The organism is Actinoallomurus sp. CA-142502 (assembly GCF_050936355.1).
GTDB lineage: Bacteria > Actinomycetota > Actinomycetes > Streptosporangiales > Streptosporangiaceae > Actinoallomurus > Actinoallomurus iriomotensis.
In genome coordinates, this window is the sequence record NZ_JBNJMY010000001.1 from 5925496 (window position 1) to 5943522 (window position 18027).

General features: G+C 72.0%; 16 protein-coding genes. 8 read left to right on the plus strand and 8 right to left on the minus strand.

Features of this window, described 5'->3' with window-relative positions:
- Window positions 1–52: 52 nt before the first annotated feature.
- Window positions 53–679, minus strand: coding sequence for a hypothetical protein (locus tag ACQEV1_RS28255; RefSeq protein WP_433406193.1), 627 nt, complete (start codon window positions 677–679; stop codon window positions 53–55).
- On the opposite strand from ACQEV1_RS28255, the gene ACQEV1_RS28260 reads away from it, so the two are divergent.
- Window positions 593–850: a cupin domain-containing protein gene (locus ACQEV1_RS28260; RefSeq protein ID WP_433405986.1), complete on the plus strand. Its 258-nt coding sequence runs from the start codon at window positions 593–595 to the stop codon at window positions 848–850. The two genes, ACQEV1_RS28255 and ACQEV1_RS28260, sit on opposite strands and share 87 nt — an antisense overlap.
- A gap of 14 nt (window positions 851–864) precedes the next feature.
- On the opposite strand, the gene ACQEV1_RS28265 is transcribed toward ACQEV1_RS28260, so the two are convergent.
- The 3 genes from ACQEV1_RS28265 to ACQEV1_RS28275 all read right to left on the minus strand — a co-directional run bounded on the left by ACQEV1_RS28265 (window position 865) and on the right by ACQEV1_RS28275 (window position 3756).
- On the minus strand, window positions 865–1638 hold the full coding sequence (locus ACQEV1_RS28265; RefSeq protein ID WP_433397313.1) for an FAD:protein FMN transferase: 774 nt from the start codon (window positions 1636–1638) through the stop codon (window positions 865–867).
- A gap of 272 nt (window positions 1639–1910) precedes the next feature.
- Window positions 1911–2375 (minus strand): FMN-binding protein, encoded by a 465-nt coding sequence (locus ACQEV1_RS28270; RefSeq protein ID WP_433397314.1) that lies wholly within the window; start codon window positions 2373–2375, stop codon window positions 1911–1913.
- 10 nt (window positions 2376–2385) lie between these two features.
- Window positions 2386–3756 carry a ferredoxin reductase family protein gene (locus tag ACQEV1_RS28275; RefSeq protein ID WP_433397316.1) on the minus strand — a complete coding sequence of 457 codons (1371 nt, stop codon included), beginning with the start codon at window positions 3754–3756 and terminating at the stop codon, window positions 2386–2388.
- Between the two features lie 182 nt (window positions 3757–3938).
- Between ACQEV1_RS28275 and ACQEV1_RS28280 the strand changes: the two genes are divergently transcribed.
- Window positions 3939–4694, plus strand: a complete 756-nt coding sequence (locus tag ACQEV1_RS28280; RefSeq protein ID WP_349498046.1) for a response regulator transcription factor — start codon at window positions 3939–3941, stop codon at window positions 4692–4694.
- The gene (locus ACQEV1_RS28285) at window positions 4691–6118 is read left to right on the plus strand and encodes a sensor histidine kinase (RefSeq protein ID WP_433397319.1); all 1428 of its coding nucleotides are present in this window, start codon (window positions 4691–4693) and stop codon (window positions 6116–6118) included. Before ACQEV1_RS28280 ends, ACQEV1_RS28285 begins: the two co-directional genes overlap by 4 nt.
- Before the next feature lie 65 nt (window positions 6119–6183).
- Here ACQEV1_RS28285 and ACQEV1_RS28290 read toward each other — a convergent pair whose 3' ends face one another.
- Window positions 6184–7785 carry an FAD-dependent oxidoreductase gene (locus tag ACQEV1_RS28290; protein WP_433397321.1) on the minus strand — a complete coding sequence of 534 codons (1602 nt, stop codon included), beginning with the start codon at window positions 7783–7785 and terminating at the stop codon, window positions 6184–6186.
- 362 nt (window positions 7786–8147) lie between these two features.
- Here ACQEV1_RS28290 and ACQEV1_RS28295 point away from each other — a divergent pair, with 362 nt between their 5' ends.
- Window positions 8148–9350, plus strand: coding sequence for a hypothetical protein (locus ACQEV1_RS28295; protein WP_433397323.1), 1203 nt, complete (start codon window positions 8148–8150; stop codon window positions 9348–9350).
- A 601-nt stretch (window positions 9351–9951) separates the two neighbouring features.
- Here ACQEV1_RS28295 and ACQEV1_RS28300 read toward each other — a convergent pair.
- Window positions 9952–10344 (minus strand): hypothetical protein, encoded by a 393-nt coding sequence (locus ACQEV1_RS28300; RefSeq protein ID WP_433397325.1) that lies wholly within the window; start codon window positions 10342–10344, stop codon window positions 9952–9954.
- Window positions 10345–10698: 354 nt separating this feature from the next.
- Between ACQEV1_RS28300 and ACQEV1_RS28305 the strand changes: the two genes are divergently transcribed.
- The 3 genes from ACQEV1_RS28305 (at window position 10699) to ACQEV1_RS28315 (ending at window position 16169) form a co-directional block, all read left to right on the plus strand.
- Window positions 10699–12003, plus strand: coding sequence for a VWA domain-containing protein (locus ACQEV1_RS28305; protein ID WP_433397326.1), 1305 nt, complete (start codon window positions 10699–10701; stop codon window positions 12001–12003).
- A 1-nt stretch (window position 12004) separates the two neighbouring features.
- Window positions 12005–12823 carry a hypothetical protein gene (locus ACQEV1_RS28310; protein ID WP_433397328.1) on the plus strand — a complete coding sequence of 273 codons (819 nt, stop codon included), beginning with the start codon at window positions 12005–12007 and terminating at the stop codon, window positions 12821–12823.
- 268 nt (window positions 12824–13091) lie between these two features.
- The gene (locus ACQEV1_RS28315; protein ID WP_433397330.1) at window positions 13092–16169 is read left to right on the plus strand and encodes a discoidin domain-containing protein; all 3078 of its coding nucleotides are present in this window, start codon (window positions 13092–13094) and stop codon (window positions 16167–16169) included.
- 71 nt (window positions 16170–16240) lie between these two features.
- Here ACQEV1_RS28315 and ACQEV1_RS28320 read toward each other — a convergent pair whose 3' ends face one another.
- Entirely contained in the window at window positions 16241–16786 is a 546-nt protein-coding gene (locus ACQEV1_RS28320) for a DUF4232 domain-containing protein (protein WP_433397332.1), read from the minus strand.
- 201 nt (window positions 16787–16987) lie between these two features.
- Window positions 16988–17332, minus strand: a complete 345-nt coding sequence (locus ACQEV1_RS28325; protein WP_433397334.1) for a hypothetical protein — start codon at window positions 17330–17332, stop codon at window positions 16988–16990.
- A gap of 97 nt (window positions 17333–17429) precedes the next feature.
- Here ACQEV1_RS28325 and ACQEV1_RS28330 point away from each other — a divergent pair, with 97 nt between their 5' ends.
- Window positions 17430–17999, plus strand: a complete 570-nt coding sequence (locus tag ACQEV1_RS28330) for a TetR/AcrR family transcriptional regulator (protein WP_285634226.1) — start codon at window positions 17430–17432, stop codon at window positions 17997–17999.
- Window positions 18000–18027 lie beyond the last annotated feature (28 nt).

The window sequence follows — 18027 nt, forward strand, 5'->3', positions numbered from 1 at the left end:
CACCGTGCTTCGACGTGCCGGTGGTTCACCGGACGCGAAGACGGCCGCGGGGTCACGGGTACGGCAGGCCCAGCCCGGGCGCGTACGGCCGGGGCCAATGCCGAGGGCGACGACGATGGTGTTGACCTTCAGGTGGACGACGAGCCACCCGTTGACGGCGCCGGAGGTCGACCAGCCCGCGCTCGCCGAGTTCGTCCAGCGTGCGGGCGAAGGTGGCGGCGGACACGAAGTGGTCCCGCAGGATCTCGACGGAGAACCGGTAGGCGGCGTCCTCGTCGCTTCGGGCGAGGTCCGGCTCGCGGTTCTCCACGAGCGCGGTCAGGCTCTCCCGCGACACCCCCAGCGCGACCGCCTTGTCGACGTGCGCGTTCCAGGAGTACTGCGCGTCCCAGTGACGTGCGGCGATGAGGAGGCTCAGCCCGCGCGGCCGCGGGTCCAGCGAGGACTCGAAACGGCAGTACGCGCCGAGCGGCTCGGCCGCGGCGGCGGGGTCGTCACGATTCCCCTGATCACCCGGCGCAGCGCAGCGGAGGACAACACGATAACGACGGGAATCAGCGTCTATCCGAAAGGGACCGGGGCTCCCCTTCATCTGCATGATTGCGCGGAGCACGTAACGCTTCTGGAAGGCGTCGGCGAAGTCGAAATCGCGGGTAAGGTCACGCCGCTGGTGGCGCACGACACCACCTACATTGTGGCGGGCGTGGAGCACGCGTTTCGCAACACGGGCGAGACGCCGATGACGATTCTCTGGGTGTACGACTCGGCTCACGAGACGCGGACGTTCGTGGCGACGGATGAGACCGTCGAGCACCTGTACGAGGCGGACCGGATGGCCGCGGACGACTGAACGGGCGCGGCGACCTATCCGCGCGCGCCCGGTGTCCCCACCGGGTCGCCGGCCCCCAGGCCGGACGTCGCCCAGGTACGCCCGTCCACGCCGACGGCGAACGCCTCGTACCCGGGCAGGGCCTCCACCCATGCGCGGGCCGACTCGCCCATGACGAACGCCGCGGTCGCGTAGGCGTCGGCGAGCGTGATGCTCGGCCCGACCACGGTCATCGAGGCGATGCCGGCGTCCGCCGGCCGACCGGTGCGCGGGTCGAGGATGTGCGCCCCGCGCTCGGCCGTCCCCGAGGTCGCGACGGCCATGTCCTGGCCGGTCAGGACGGCGGCGAGTTCTCCGGGCCGCCGGGGATCGGCGATGCCGACGCGCCAGGGGCGGTCCGGCTCCGGCGCGCGGCCCAGCCGGATGTCACCACCGCCGCCCACGCTGTACCGGGGGCAGCCGGACTCGCGCAGCATCGCCCCGGCCCGCTCGATCGCCCATCCCTTCACCACGCCCGACGGGTCGAGGGTTCCGGCCGCGTACGCGCTGAAGCAGCCGCCGGTGGCCTCGGCCAGTTCCTCGCACAGGGCGAGGATCTCCGCGACCTCCGGCGCGCAGTCGCCGATCCGTGCCTCGCCGCGGCCGAGCCGGCCGATGTCGCTGTCCGGCCGATAGGTCGAGAAGGTCGCGTCGACCTGGTGCAGCCACCCGACGACCCGCTCCAGCGTCCCCTCCGGAGGGTGCGGCGCCCGCAGGTCGAAGGAGAAGACCGTGCCCATGCACGGCTCGGCGTGCCGCTGCGGGGTCATGTGTCCTCCTTCGTCGGATGGAGTGCCCACGGGCGCGTGTCTCCCGGTTCCCTCGCTTCGCTCGGTCCCGGGACCTCCTCCGTCGGCCCCGCGACCAAAGGTGCTGCGCTTTCTGGTTCCCTCGCTTCGCTCGGTCCCGGGACCTCCTCCGTCGGCCCCGCGACCAAAGGTGCTGTGCTTTCTGGTTCCCTCGCTTCGCTCGGTCCCGGGACCTCCTCCGTCGGCCCCGCGACCAAAGGTGCTGTGCTTTCTGGTTCCCTCGCTTCGCTCGGTCACTTGCCGGCCTTGTCGAGGGCGCTCTGCAGGGACTGGATGTAGCCCTGGCTGGTGTAGGTGGCGCCGGAGACCATGTCGATCTGGCTGTTCTGGGCGGACAGGGCCTCCTGTTCGAGCTGCGGCACGGCGAAGTTGTTGATCTCCAGGTCGCGCGGGTTGTCGCTCGGCAGCTGGACCGCCTGCACCTTGGTGATCTTGCCGTCGTTCAGGGTGACCTGGACCTGTACCGGGCCCCAGCGGGTGTCGACGGTGTCTCCGGTGACCGTACGGGTCTTGCCGCCGCTCCCGCCGGAGCCGGTGCCCGGCGTGGAGGCGGCGCCATCGCTCGGCGCGGGCGAGGCGGCGGCGCCCGCGCCGGTGGTCGCGACGGCGCCTGTCCCGGCCGCCGGGTGGGTCTTGAAGCTGAGCAGCAGGACCAGCCCGCAGACGGTGCCGATGATGGCGAGGACGGCTCGTTTCATGGTCGGCCTCTCAGAACTCGAATGACTCGTGGTGGATGTGGCGGCGCGGCACGCCCGCCCGGCGCAGCGACGCGATGGCCGCCGTCGTCATGCCGTCGGGCCCGCACACGTACACGTCGTGGGCCGCGAGGTCGGGCAGGATCCGGGTCAGCACCGCCGGCGACAGCGGATCGCGGCCCAGGTCGCGCCGTGACCCGACCAGGTAGTGCAGGGCCGCGTGGCGGGACTCGGCGATGCGCGGCAGTTCCTCCTGGAACACCACGTCGGCCCAGTCGGTCGCCCGGTAGATCAGGGTGAGGTCGCCGGGGGTGGCCGGGAGCGTCTCGAACAGCGTGCGTATCGGGGTGATGCCGACGCCGCCGGCCAGCAGCAGGACCTTGCGCCGCCGGCGTCGTCCGGCCGTGAACGCCCCGTACGGTCCCTCGGCGAAGACGCGGGTGCCGGGCCGCAGCCGGCCGAGGGCGCCGCTGTGCTCACCGAACGTCTTGACGGTGATGCGGAGCATGTCCGGGGCCGGGGGCGCGGACAGGGAGTACGGGTTGGCGGCCCACCACAGGTCGCGGGTGAGGAACCGCCACCGGAAGAACTGGCCCGGCTCGGCGCGCAGCTCGTCCAGGTGCCGCCCCCGGATCCACACCGAGACCGCCCCGGGCCCCTCGGCGTACACCCCGTGGACGCGCATCCGGTGCCGGAGGGCCCGGCGCAGCGGCGTCACGAACCGGTACCACAGCAGGAGGCCGCCGACGGCGACGTACAGCGCGGACCACAGGACGCGGGCCGGCCGGCTCGTCATGAAGTCGGCACCGGTCGCGAACTGGTGGCTGAACGCCAGCGCGATCGCCAGGTAGGTGTACAGGTGCAGGTAGTACCAGGTCTCGTAACGCATCCGGCGGCGCGCGGCACGGGCGGACACGATGCCGACACCGACGAGGAGCAGGCCCGCGACGGTCGCCATCAGCACGTCCGGGTAGCTCACCAGGAGCGTCTTCGTCTGGTGGACGACGTCGGTGTGCGCGGTGACCGCGTAACCCCAGATGATGAGCAGGGCGTGCGCGACGACCAGGCCGACCATGTAGCGCCCGCCCATCGCGTGCCAGCGCGCGAGACGGTCGGTGCCGACGCCGCGTTCGAGCGCCGGGATCCGCGCCATCAGCGCGACCAGGACGACGGCCGCGAACCCGGCGAGCAGGCCGGTGACGCGTCCCGCGTTGGTGAGCCAGTCGCCGAACCCGGTGATCGCGGGCGTGTCGTGCCACCACAGGGCGATCACGGCGGCCGCTCCGAGCGCGATGGGCACGAGGACGTGCTCGGGCCGGGCGCGGGCCGGCGGCCGGTGGGCGCGCGGGCCTCGTACGGCGCTGCGTTCGTCCAGAGTGGTCACGGTCTCCCCCGTCGGTCGGTCGTCCGGGCTTCAACTCTCGGGTCCGTACCTGAAGAATTTTTCTGAAAGGTGTATGCATCTCCGCTGAGAGTGCTCTGACCTGCGGATACATGTCCGCCTTATAGGATCTTCTGAGACAATTCACATCTTCGGTGGATTCGCAGCGTGCAACGTAGGTGGCGATGACGACCCCCCATTCCCCCGGTGCCCCGGCGGCCCGGCAGCCGCTCATGACCCGTCCCGACGGGTCGCCCGTACGGGTGCTGGTCGTCGACGACGAGCTCAGCCTCGCCGAGGTCCTGTCCGGCGTGCTGCGCTACGAGGGCTGGGAGGTGATGTCCGCCGGCGACGGGGCCGAGGCGGTACGGGCGGGACGGGAGTTCCGTCCGGACGCCGTCCTGCTCGACGTGATGCTCCCCGACTCCGACGGCCTGGAGGTGCTGCGCCGGCTGCGCGAGACCGACCCGGAGGTCGCCGTGCTCTTCCTGACCGCACGCGACTCCGTCGAGGACCGCGTCGCCGGCATCACGGCGGGCGGAGACGACTACGTCACCAAGCCGTTCAGCCTGGAAGAGGTGCTGGTCCGCCTGCGCGGCCTGCTCCGGCGGTCCGGGCGCGCCCGGACGCGGGGCGGTGAGATCCTCACCGTCGCCGACCTGACGCTGGACGAGGAGGCGCGGGAGGTCAGCCGGGGCGGCGAGCCGGTCGAGCTGACCGCCACCGAGTTCGCCCTGCTGCGCTACTTCATGCGCAACCCGCGCCGGGTGCTGCCCAAGGCCCAGATCCTCGACGCGGTGTGGAACTACGACTTCGGCGGGCAGGCCCACGTCGTCGAGCTGTACGTCAGCTACCTGCGCAAGAAGATCGACGCCGGCCGGGAACCCCTCATCCACACGGTCCGCGGCGTGGGCTACGTCCTCCGGCCGCCCACCCCATGACCTCCCGTCTCCGCGTCCGTACGCTGCGGGGCCGGCTCATCGTGGGCTCGCTGCTGCTGTTCACCCTCGCCTGCGGCGTCGTCGGGGTCGTCACGGCGTTGTCCCTGCGCGGATTCCTGATCAGCCGCCTGGACCAGCAGCTCACCGCCGCCGGCAACCGGTACGCCGTCAGCCTGGAGCACCACCGGCAGCGGGGTCTCGGGGAGGTCGAGGGCCAGTCCGTCGGCACGCTCGGCGCGCGGATCGCCGGCGGCCGGGTCACCGAGTGCGGTGTGGTGAGCGACCAGAGCGGTCAGGTCGCGCTGCCCGCGGCGGACACCACCCGCCTCGCCGGGCTGCCCGCCGACGCCCGGCCCCGTACGCTGCGGCTCGAGTCTCTCGGCGCGTACCGCGTGATCGCCACGCCGGGCCGGGACGGCGACATCCTGGTCACCGGTCTGCCGCTGCGCCGCGTCGACGACGTGCTCGGCCGGCTGGAGCTCATCGAGGTCCTGGTGTTCGGCGCGGTGCTCGTGGCGTCGGCCTTCGCCGTGTCCACGCTCGTACGGTTCGCGCTGCGGCCGCTGCGTCGTGTCGCCGCCACCGCCGGGCAGGTCGCCGAGCTGCCGCTGGCCAGCGGCGAGGTGACGCTGCCCGCACGGGTGCCCGGCACCGACCCCGCGACCGAGGTGGGGCAGGTCAGCACGGCCTTCAACCACATGCTGGAGCACGTCGAGTCGGCGCTGGCGCAGCGGCACGCCAGCGAGGACCGGCTGCGCCGGTTCATCGCCGACGCCAGCCACGAGCTGCGCACCCCGCTCGCCACGATCCGCGGCCACGCCGAGCTCGCCCGCCGCGACCCCTCACGGGTCGAGCGCGCGCTGTGCCGCATCGAGTCGGAGTCCGCGCGGATGGGGAATCTCGTCGACGAGCTGCTGCTGCTCGCCCGGCTCGACGCCGGGCGCCCGCTCGCGCACGAGCCGGTCGACCTGACCCGGATGGCCATCGACACGACCAGCGACGCCCACGCCGCGGCCCCCGGCCACCGCTGGTCGCTGGACCTGCCGGAGGAGCCGGTCACGGTGTACGGGGACGAGTTCCGGCTCCAGCAGGTCGTCGCGAACCTCCTCGGGAACGCCCACGCCCACACGCCGGCCGGGACGGAGGTCACGGTGCGCCTCCGCCCCGCCGACCCGGCCGGCACGGTCACCCTCGACGTGATCGACGACGGTCCCGGAGTCCCGGCCGGGCTGCGCGAGGACGTCTTCGAACGGTTCGCGCGCGGGGACGGCTCGCGGTCGCGGAAGGCGGGCGGCACCGGCCTCGGGCTGGCGATCGTGTCCGCCGTCGTCCAGGCCCACGGCGGGATGGTCGACCTGAGCAGCGAACCCGGGAACACCCGCTTCCGCATCCGCCTGCCTCAGGGCGAGCCGTCCTCGGGGTGAACCCGCGACAGGTCGGGCACCGCCACGCCGGCGGCGGAGGCCTCGTCGGTGAGGTTCGCCGCTCGTCAGTAGCCGGACACCGGGGGCCAGTGGAGTTCCACGCCGGAGCGGACGAGCAGGCTCTGATAGTCCGAGAGCAGCTCGTCCTTCTCATGGACGGCGTGCGGGGGCAGGTCGCGGTCGAGGCAGAACGCCGCGAGCGCGCCCGCCGCCTCGCCGATGTTCCACTCGACGGGGTGCAGCCGGTAGGCGCCGTTCGTGATGTGGGTGGTGCCGATGTTCTTGGCCGCCGCCAGGAGGTTGTCCACGCGCTGCGGGATCAGGGCGCCCAGCGGGATCTCGAACGGCGAGCAGCCCACGTCGATGTAGTTGTCGCCGCCGGTGGAGGGATGCAGGTCGATCCGGTACATCCCGATGCCCACCGAGTCGTCGTAGCGGACCGCGCCCCTGTCACCGCGTACGGCGAGGGCGATGTCCTGCTCGCGGACGGTGCGGAGGGCGCGGATCCGGCGTGACTCGCGGACGTACGGCGCCTGGGCGAGGCCGTCGGCGCCGCCGACGACGTCGCCGCGCAGCCGCAGCCCGGGGTAGCCGGTGCCGCCGTCCGGACGCGGCGCCTCGGTCTGCATCCAGTACAGCATCGACCGGGAGAGCTCACGCGCCGCCTCGACGTGCCGGCCGGCGTCCGGAACGTCGATGATCGAGCCGTCGAAGTAGTCGATCATCGGCCAGTTCACCAGCGTGATGTCGCTGGCGTAGGCGCCGTCCTCGAAGTTGCGCCGGGCGGCGATCCGCCGGAACCTCCACAGTTCCATGTCGCCGCCGGGACGTTGCAGGTCGCCCAGCACCTCGGTCGGGTCCTCGTCGGGGTTCGGGGTGAACGAACGCTCGACCGGCTCCAGCGTGCGGGGGGTCGGCGCGCGCCACGACAGCAGGCGGTCGCCCCAGAAGGGCGGCCGGTACTCCCGCCAGTGGTCGTAGGTCGCCGGGCGCTCGATCGTGTGGTCGCCGTCCACGTGGTCGACGGCGAAGCAGACCGAGATGGCCTGCATGTTCTGCGGCTGCGCCTCGGCGGGGGCGCTCGGCTCACCGGTCTCGGCCCGCGACTCGAAGCCGGTGACGTACTCCGTGCCGGTCAGCGGCAGCAGCTCGCCGGTCTCGGTGGCGTCCAGGACGACCCGGGCCCGTACGGTCGCCCGCGCGCCCGTGTCGCGGTGCGCCAGGGTGACCGCGCTCACCCGGTCGGCGTCGACGTCCGCGCGCACCGGCCGGTACGGCTGCAGCACGCGCAGGCGGCCGGAGCCGCGGTACGGCGCCAGCATGGACTCGATCACCGCGACGGCGACGCGTGGCTCGTGACAGAGCCGGCTCACGCGGCCGGCGCCGGGGTTGAGCTCCGGCCGGGCGCGGGCGCGCTCGGTCAGCGGGTAGTGGCGCCGGTAGTAGTCGCGGATGCCGTCGCGCAGGGCGCGGTAGGAGGCCGTGACGCCGAGCCGCTCGACCCAGGGGTGCTCGTCCGGGGGAACGGCCTGGCTGGTCAGCTGCCCGCCGAGCCAGTCGTACTCCTCGGTGAGGACCACGTCGGAGCCTGCCCGGAGCAGTGCCAGAGCGGCGGCGACGCCGCCCAGACCCCCGCCCACGACGAGGGCATCGGTATGAATCTCCATTGGGGGGACTTCCTTGGACCGCGGCCACGACGGCGCTCGCGGCTCCTGAGGAAGAGGGAGACGTCGCGCGGGCGAAGGAAGGGCGTGCCGCGATCATGGGGATGGGGTTGGTTGCCTTCCCCAGCGTACCCGATCCGCGTTTGCGCAGGTGAAATGCTGTTTTCGGATCGATCTCCGGCGTTCTGACGACCGGGCCGGCGCCCGTGGGACGGGGTCCGCCGTTCGGCCGGTGCGGCGGCGCCGGAGACCGGTCGCGCCACCGGCTCCGGCCCGCCCTCGGCGGTGGTACCGGCCCGGCCGTTACCCGCGCAGGGCACAATGTTCCGTCTGACAGGCAATGGTCGGCGAGAAAGGCACCCTGCATGAAGTGTCCGGCATGTGAGAACGACGTCCCCTCGGGCCGGTCCGCCTGCACCCGGTGCGGCGCGCCGCTTCCGGCGGCGGGCGAGCGTCCCGGGCCGGAGCCGGGCTCGCTGTTCCGGCCGCTGAGCGAGCCGGAGCCGCAGGCGGGACAGTCGAACCCGGGGACCGAGCCGCTACCGGTCACCGACTGGGAGGCGGCCGCACCGGCGGAGCCGCCGCGGGCGCCGGAGTCGTTCAGGGAACCGGAGCCGTTCAGGGAACCGGAGCCGCCCAGGACCTCCTATCCTGTGGCGCCGCCGGATCCGCCCAGGACCTTCGGCCCCGCGGCGTCCCCGGAGCCGTACGGAGACCTCGGCCCGTACGGAGCACCGGACCCGTTCGGACCTCCCGGGCCGGGGATGGGCGCCGGTCCCGGGCCGGGGATGGGCGCCGGTCCCGGGCCGGGGATGGGCGCCGGTCCGGGGGCGGGCCCGACGCCGCCTGCGCCTGAGGCGGCCACGCAGAACCTGGGCGGCCCCATGACGGGCGGCCCCGTCCCCGGTGGCCCGATGGCGGACCCGCCGCCGTACGGATATCCGCCGATCGCCGGGGAGCCTGGAGACGAACGCGCCGGGAAGAGCCGGAAGACGCTGCTGCTGGCCTGCGGCGTCGCGGCGGTGGTCGTGCTCGGCGGCGGCCTGGTGTACGTCCTGACGCAGGGCCTCTCCGGGTCGAAGGACAACGGCACGCGGGCGTCCGGCGCGACGACGGGCGCGGGAACCGCCGCGCAGCAGGCCGCCGCCGTCGACCAGATCCTCAAGACCGGCAAGACCGCGCGCGGGCATCTCCCTGCTCCCCTGCGGACCTGCGACGATGTCGCGGCGGGCGTCTCCGGCTTCCAGCAGGTCGTACAGGACCGCCAGCAGGAGCTGACCCGGTCCAAGGGCCTGAAGGTCGACCGGCTGGCGAACGGCCCACGGCTCCGGCGTTCGATGATCAACGCGTACCAGAGCTCCCTCGCCGCCGACCAGGCCTACCTCGCCTGGGCGCGGGAGGTCCAGTCCCGCGGCTGCGGCGAGCGGATCGCTCCGCTGACCGCGCACTACCGAGCCGCCATCGCCGCCAACGACAAGGCCGGCCCGGCCAAGCGCCAGGTGGTCAACCTGTGGAAGCCCATCGCGAACAGCCAGAACCTGCCCACGTACGCCTGGAACCGCCTCTGACCCCGACCGCGCGAGGCACGTCGGCCATCCCCACCGAGGCGACGCCCCCACCCCCGCAGGTACCGGTCTTCGGCCCTCCCTGGGGGTGGGCAAGATGAGTCCAGAAAGGGCAGTGCATGGTGCAGCGCTTCGATCACGACAGATCGCAACGCTTATTGGAACAGATGTACCAGGCCCGCACCGAACGTGTCGCCCGAGGTGTCCGGGACCGTCGGCGGCAACTCGGCCTTTCGATGAGCGCGGCCGCACGAGCCGCCGGCATCGAACGGGAGGCATGGGCGAGCCTTGAGTCCCGCTCCCGCCCGACCGTGGAGTTCTCGCAGGAAACGGAAGAGCGCATCGAATGGGTGCTCCAGTGGGCGCCTGGGAGCCTTTGGTCCATCGCACTCTGCGGGACCCCGGTAGTACCAGACGCGTCGAGCGCAGCCCCCTCCGATCTCGATCCGTCCGTACGGACGACCGAGCCGGTGCCGCCATCGCGGCCGCCGTGCCCTCCTGAGGTCGCCTCCACCTGATGCCGCGCCTCCCCGCACGGGTGGATCCGTGCCCGGTACGTGATCGACTGGGCCGGCTACGCGCTGCCGGGCCGGGTTCCGGCGGGTCAGGTGGCGGGGGCGCCGGTCACGGTCAGGGTCGGCAGGGGGGCCGGCCGGTCCGGGTTCGGCTTCAACGGCGGGAGGGGCGGCACGCTGCAGTGGTGGTTGTGCGCGCACGGGTCGGCCTGGCCCGCTCCGGAGTCGTGCGTCGTCGCGTGCGTCGCTCGCCGGTGTGACGCCGCCGAGGCTCTCGTCGTGACCGTGTGGTGCCGTTTCGCGGTGCGGCGCGGTGTGGGGGTCGGCGTGGGCGGGAGGCTCGGCGTCGCCACCGGAGCCGGGGACACGGTCGTCCGTCCGGCCACGGGGTGCGTACCGCCCCCGAAGGCGGTCAGTCCGGCCACCACGGCCACCACCGCCGCCAGGAGCACGCCTGACAGGATCATCCAGCGCTTCGTCATGAGGGAACCCCGGATCTCGATCGCCTGAGAGGGAACGCTTACGGCACGTTCCGCGGACGAGGCGCGATGACGGCGCCTCTTCGGCCAAGATCGGACGGAAGCGGATAGAAGGTACCAACACCCCAACGACTCCGCTACCACCCGGCAACCTCGCCGTGTCGCGCGCATACGAAACCGGGTTTCGGGGTGGCTCCGGACGCCGACCGACGCCGCGCCGACGGCCGTACGCACCGAACGGCTCTCGCGCGCGACATCACGGCGTCGATGCCGTCGCCGGAAGGCGCGAACGCCCGTTGATTCGCGGCCGTACGACCGATTAGGCGGCCTCACCCAAGATCATTAAGATCCACCGGCGTGATCATCAGACGTGGCCCCGCCGCGGGGCTGTTCCTCGTCATGCTCGCCGGCGTGACGGCGCTGGGCGCGGTGCCCGCGACGGCCGGTGAGCCGACGGACGGCGAGGCCCCGAAGGTCGAGCTGGTCCTGGACTCCAGCGGTTCGATGCGTGCCGCCGACATCGACGGCCGCAGCCGTATGTCGGTCGCCCAGCAGTCCTTCGACGAGGTGGTGGACGCCCTTCCCCCCGAAACGCAGCTCGGCATCCGCGCGCTCGGCTCGCGCGTGCCGAACTCGGCCAGCCAGGCCCTCGGCTGCCGGGACACCCAGCAGATCAGTCCCGTCGGCCCGGTCAACAAGCCGCAGGCCAAGGCCTCGATCGCGACGATGCGCCCCACCGGGTGGACGCCGATCGGGCTGGCATTGCGGGCCGCCTCCCACGACCTGGGCACCGGCGAGACGACCCGGCGGATCGTCCTCATCACCGACGGCGAGGACACCTGCGGCCTGCCCGATCCCTGCGACGTGGCCCGGCAGCTCGCCGCGGCAGGCACCCACCTGGTCATCGACACGCTCGGCCTCACGCTGGACGCGCGAGTACGGCAGCAGCTGACCTGCATCGCGGACGCGACCGGCGGGACGTACACCGCCGTCCAGCACCAGACCCAGCTCACCAGCCGCCTGAACCAGCTCGTCCGCCGGGCGCACGACACGTACCGCCAGACCCCGCGCCAGGTCGGCGGGGCCGCCCGGTGCTCCGCGGCGCCGGTCCTGAAGCCCGGCGTGTACGCCGACCGCGAGCGCTTCGCCGAGCACCGCTGGTACCGGGTGGCGGTGTCGCCGGGCCAGGAGCTGCGCGCCTCCGTGAGCATCGCGCTCGATCGGAGGCTGAACCCCGACTACGGCGTCCTGCTGCGCGCCGTCTCCACGACCGGGCAGGAGATCGTGCGCGGCACCGGCGCGGACGGCGGGCGCACGGACGTGCTGTCCACCGGGCTGCGCTGGTCGGACCAGCAGGCGGAGGACCGGCAGGAGGCCTCGCCCGAGCCCTCGGTGTCCTCGGCGTCTTCGGACGCGGCCGGTGACGGCATGGTCTGCCTGGTGGTGAGCAACTCCTTCTCCGCCCCCGCCGGCGTCCAGACGAACCCCGGCATGCCGCTGGAGCTCACCGTCGACGTGGTCTCCTCCTCCCCGGCGCCGGGCGGCCCCTCCCTGGGCCGTGGCTGGCTGCTGCTGCTCGTGCTGACCGGAACGGGACTGGTCGGCGGCCTGGTCATCGGATGGCTGGCCCGCTGGCGCGTCGCCGTGTGGAAGGAGAACTGACATGCGCGGCATCACGCGCCACCCGCTCGCCGGTCTGACCGGCCTGGCCGGCCTGGCCTTCCTCGCCTGCCTGCCCATGGCCGGTCCGGCCGTCGCGGACGACACGCCCTCGCCCAGCCCGAGCGCCACGGTCGGCACGGCCGGAACGTCCTTCCTCACCGCCACCGCCGTGGACCCCGGTCAGCAGGTACGGGTCTCCGCGTCCACCGGCGACTACCTGTACTGGTCGTTCGACGCGGCGGCCGGAGAGACCGACCGGCTCGCCATCACGATCACTCTGCCGACCGGCGCGAGCCGGCACGGGCCGGCGACCTGGACCGTCGACGTCTTCGACGGTCTCCGCCGGCGTCAGCCGTGCACGGCGGGTTCGCAGACGGCCACCGCCGCGGCCGGCGCCGCGACGCTCGCGCTCCACTGCCTCCTGCGCCAGGTCCGCACCTGGGCCGACCCCTGGTCCGACGAACCCCTCCCGGGCACCTACTACGTACGGCTCTCGGCGACCGGGCTGCCGGACCAGGATCTCGGCCTGCCGGTCCAGACGGATCTGTCGATCACCGCGAAGAAGGGCGACGCCCAGCCGGACAACGCGCGCCTGAAGGCCCCGCTCTCGCCGGAGACCGACGCCGGGAGCACGACGGCGCCGCAGGCGGACTCCTCGGCGGCCCCCTCCGCCGAGGCCGAGCGGACCGGCCACTTCTGGAACCGGATCTCCTGGCCGTCCACCCGATGGTGGTGGACCATCGGCGGCGGCCTGCTCGCCGCCCTCGCGGGCGTCGGCGGTTACCGTCTCACCCGGCACCCGCGCCGCTGGTTCTCCTGACTCCGCGTGCCGTCCGCCGCCCTCGCGCGGCGGGCGGCACGCCGGACGCACCGGCATATGCAGGTGCTTAATATAAGCCTTGAAAAATATCGCGCCGGGCTGTTGACACCATGCCTGACCGCGATCAGTCTCTCGGGAAGAGCGCTCCTACGCCGGCTCTCGGCAGCCCCGACCCGCCAGTCATCCGCCGGGGTCCGGCGTCCCATCCCGTCGCACGACGGTGGCATCCCTCCGCCGCTCCGCCGTGCCCGTGAAGAGGAGACGCCCCATGAGACCCCGTGCCCGTACGGCGGTGCATCCCGCCGTGACGACGGTGGTGATCGCCGCCCTGACCCTGCTCATGGCCTGCGTGAGCACCGCCCTGCCCCGACCGGCGAGCGCGGCGCCGGCCCTGTTGTCGCAGGGCAGGCCGGCCGTCGCCTCCTCGGTGGAGAACGCGGTCACGACCGCCGCCGCGGCCGTGGACGGGGACACCTCGACCCGGTGGTCCAGCGTCGCGAGCGACCCACAGTGGCTCCAGGTCGACCTCGGCGCCTCGGCCACCGTCAGCCAGGTCGTCCTCAACTGGGAGACGGCGTACGCGACCGCCTTCCAGATCCAGGTCTCCGGCGACGCGAACACCTGGACGACCGTCTACAGCACCACCACCGGCACCGGCGGCACGCAGACGCTGAACGTCACCGGCAGCGGGCGCTACGTCCGGATGTACGGGACGGCGCGCGCGACGCAGTACGGCTACTCGCTGTGGGAGTTCCAGGTGTACGGCACGAGCGGTTCGGCGCCGCCTCCGAGTACGACGCCGATCTCCGCCTTCAAGCAGGTCACCGCCTCCTCGACCGAGGGCGGCAACGCGCCCGCGGCGGCGCTGGACGGCCGTACGACGACGCGCTGGTCCAGCCTCTACACCGACAACGAGTGGCTCCAGGTCGACCTGGGCGGGGCGGCGACGATCTCCGGCGCCACGCTCATCTGGGAGAACGCCTACGCCACCGGCTACCACATCGACGTGTCCGACAACGGCACATCCTGGTCGACCATCTACACCACCACGACGGGCAAGGGCGGCACCGAGAACCTCGACCTCTCCGGCAAGGGCCGCTACATCCGCTTCTACGGCACGAAACGGGCCACGGGTTACGGCTACTCGCTCTGGGAGTTCCAGGTCTTCGGCACGGTCGACACCGCGAGCAACGAGCCGCCGCTGCTCTCGGCGCCCACGAAGGCGCCCGCGACCACCGGCCAGTTCGGGCTGACGACGCCCGCCGACAAGGCGATGGTCACCGACACTCGCCGCCCGATGCTCGCCTGGAACTCCGTGCCCGGCGCCGCGCACTACGAGGTGTGGATCAACGTCAGCCGCACCGACTACGACTTCACCGCGTCCGGCCGGCTCCTCGACCTCTACACCAAGGTCGCCGAGCCGACCGGCACCAGCTACACGCCGACCTGGGACATCTCCGACCGCTGGACGTACCGGTGGTACGTCGTCGCAGTGACCGGTTCGGGTACGAAGACCACGTCGAACATCAGGACGTTCAGCCTCTACCACCCCGACATCACGGCGGCGAGCGACGGCGTCAAGATCGTGAACGGCGCGCGTGACCTCAACAAGGACGGCACGATCGAGCCGTACGAGGACTGGCGGCAGCCGGTCGAGACGCGGGTGGCCGACCTTCTCTCCCGGATGACCCCCGAGGAGAAGGCGTACCAGATGTTCTACAACGCCCAGACCTATCCGCAGTCGGGCTGGCACTTCGGCCCCGCGCAGCCGAACGACCTGAACAACGTGCTCGTCGCCGCCGCGGGGACCCGCCTCGGCATCCCTCCGGTCTCCGCGGGCGACACGATCTCCGGGTACCAGACCACGTACCCGCTGCAGAGCGCGCTGGCCGCGGGCAAGGACTATCCGCTCGACTACAAGCTCGGCGACATGCAGCGCCGCGAGGAGCTGGAGGTGGGCGCGCGCGGCGTGCTGGGGCCGCTCGCCGAGGTCGGCACCAAGGTGCTCTACCCGCGCATCCAGGAGGGCAACGGGGAGAACGCCGACGTCGCGGCGGCGCAGGTACGGGCTCTGGTGGCCGGCCTGCAGGGCGGGCCGGAGCTCAACCCCGGCTCGGTTCTGGCGACCGTCAAGCACTGGCCCGGCGAAGGGGCCGGCGGCGAGGCGGGCATCGTCTACGACGGAGTGACGATCAAGTACCACATGATCCCGTGGCGGGCCGCGCTGGACGCGGGAGCCGTCAACATCATGCCCGGCTACGCGGGCAGCTCCTACCTCGACCCGGGCGGGCCCGGGGCGGGCAACAGCAAGCCCATCCTCGACTACCTGCGGAACAACCTGGGCTACACCGGGCTCATCACGACCGACTGGCTGCCCTCCGGCGCGTGGATCAGCGCGGCGAACGCCGGCTCGGACGTCATGGGCGGCGCCGACCCCGGCGCGTCCGGGTTCTCGATCGCCGACTTCCTGTCCAGCGTGCCGATCTCGCGGATCAACGACGCCGTCACCCGGATCCTGCGGCTGAAGTTCGAGCTCGGCGTCTTCGACCGGCCGTACGGCGACCCGGTGAACGGCCCGTACCGCTTCCACCAGCCGTCCTACGTCAAGCTGGCGAACCAGGCCGCACGCGAGTCCATCACGCTGCTCAAGAACAACGGGGTGCTTCCGCTGAAGCTCAAGGCGGGCGACAACATCGTGGTCGCCGGGCCGCGTGCCACGGACGGCGCCTCGTGCTGCGTGTGGACCAGCTACTTCCATCCCGACTACGGCTCACTGGACGTCCTGGACGCGATCAAGGCCCGTGCGGCGACGGCGGGCGTGAACGTCTACTCCGACAGCGGCCCCTCACCCAAGCTGGCCGTCGTCGCGGTCGGTGAGCCGAGCTACACCCACGCCACCGCATGGGTGAAGGAACAGCCCTACCTGCCCGCCGACCAGCTCGCCATCATCCAGAACTTCCACAACCAGGGCATCCCGGTGGTCGTGGTCATGGACCTGCCCCGGCCGACCGTCATCTCCGACTGGAACGGCATCGCCGACGCCATCGTGATGACCTATCGCGGTGGCGAGGAGGTCGGCCCCGCCACCGCGTCCCTCCTCTTCGGCGACTACACGCCCCACGGGACCCTGCCCTGGCAGCTCCCGCGGAGCGTCGACCAGATCCTCAAGCCCGGCGGCACCGACACTCCCGCCGACGCCGTCGAGGACTGGAGCCTTCCGTACGATCTGGGCGCGACCGCCGCCGAACGCTCCGACATCCGAGCGAAGATCGACGCCGGCCAGTCACCGCCCACCACGTACGGAAACCCCCTCTACCCCTACGGCGCCGGTATCAGGAGCTGGTAGCGGTACGTGCGTGCCGCGCCTGGGGTCCCGCACCGGTCCGGTGCGGGACCCCGCCCGCTCACCTGACCCGGCTAGTGCAGCGGTGTGTGCGCGGCGAGGGCGGAGACGGTGATTCGCCCCGCCCGCACATATCCGGGCGCGAAAGGCACGGTCAGATATTGGTCCGTGTCGCTGGGCAGCCAGAGCCACAGGGTCTTCGGCAGCACACCGTCGGAGGAATCCCCGTTCCCCCACGCCATGACACAACTCGCGCGCTCGCCGGGGGAAAGCCGCACCGGATGTACGCCGGGGTCGTCATTGAAATAGGTGGACCCGTTCTGCGGGTAGGTCGGCAGATCGGGATAGTCCGGGTTCTGCATCTCCGGCACGACGTACCCCGAGATCTCACAGGTCGTCGTGGAGGTGTTGGTGATCGTGACCATGGTGCCCGCGTTGCCCGCTCCGACCAGTCCGGCGTCGTACAGCCGGGCTTCGAGCTGGTTCTTCAGGCACGCCGGCGCGCTCGCCGCCGCAGACCGCGGACGCGTCGCGCCGTCGGCCGTACCGGCCACCCCCGTGGTGGCGATCGCGATGCCCGCCAAAAGGGCGGCCGGCGTCCACATCGATTTCCTCGTCATCTCCCCGGTTCCTTTCGGGTGCGTGCGCAGCACCTCTTATCCGTTGGAGCGTCGAAATGACGGAAATGTTCGCGACAATTTTTTCGTCTCGCGCGGTAAACCATTTTTCGCGGCGAACGTCGCCGCCGCCCGGACAATAAAAAAAGGCCGCGCGACCGGGATCGGGGGGAATGACCCGGCCGCGCGGCGTCCAGAGAAAGATCAGCGCTCTCTCGTGACCTTCATGATCTGCCAGAGCTCTTCGCGGAGCCGGTCGCGGCAGACGCGGTACTGCGCCCAGTTGCCGTCGAATGCCGTCTCGACCACGTACTCCTCATCCGCGGTGGACTCCCGCCAGCCCCCGGGGCGATGCATCGCGTCGTGCATCTCGGCCCACAGCCGGTCACGCCAGGCGCCGTACCGCTCGCGGTCTCCCCCGAACCTCGTTTCCACCAGCAGCTTCTCGTCGTGCAGCACCCAGTCCGCCAGGGGCGAAGGGGTGTGCGGACGGCGTGCCGGGCCGCCGGCACCCGTGCCACGGTGCCGGCCCGGTGGCCATACCTTCATGGCGCCCCCTTTCTCGCTTCCCAATGAGAGGACGCGCGGGCCGCCGTTCGGGATGACAGGAATGTTCGACGAGGCGGATGTCTGAAACTCTGGACCCATGCAGCAGCGCCGAACTCTCCGCGACGACCTGCTCGACGCCGCCGCCGTGCTGATCATCGAGCGCGGTTTCCGGCGGGTGCGGATGCAGGACGTCGCCGACGCGGTCGGGGTCAGCCGGCAGACCGTCTACAACGAGTTCGGGGACAAGTGGCGGCTGGCCGAGGCGCTGAACCTGCGGGAGAACGAGCGCTACCTCGACGCGGTCGACGAGGCCATGACCCGTCACGACGATCTGTACTCCGCGGTCGCCGACGCCGTGTCGTACACGCTCACCACGGCGGCCGACGACCCGCTGAAGAAGGCGATCCTCACCGGCGCCGGCAGCGAGGACCTGCTGCCGCTGATGACCACCCGCGCCGAGCCCGTGTTGTTCGCGGCCAAGAAGCGCATCATCGCCCACACGCTGCGGCAGTGGCCCCAGGCCGACGAGGACGCGGTCGTCGAGCTCGTGGACATGGTCGTCCGGCTGACGATGAGCCACGTCGTCCTGCCGATGGAACCGCCCGAGACCGTCGCGACACGCCTGGCGCGGCTCGTCGCCCGCTACCTCGGTGACACGGCGCGCTGACTCCCGCGAGAGGTCCGGCCCCTGCCGC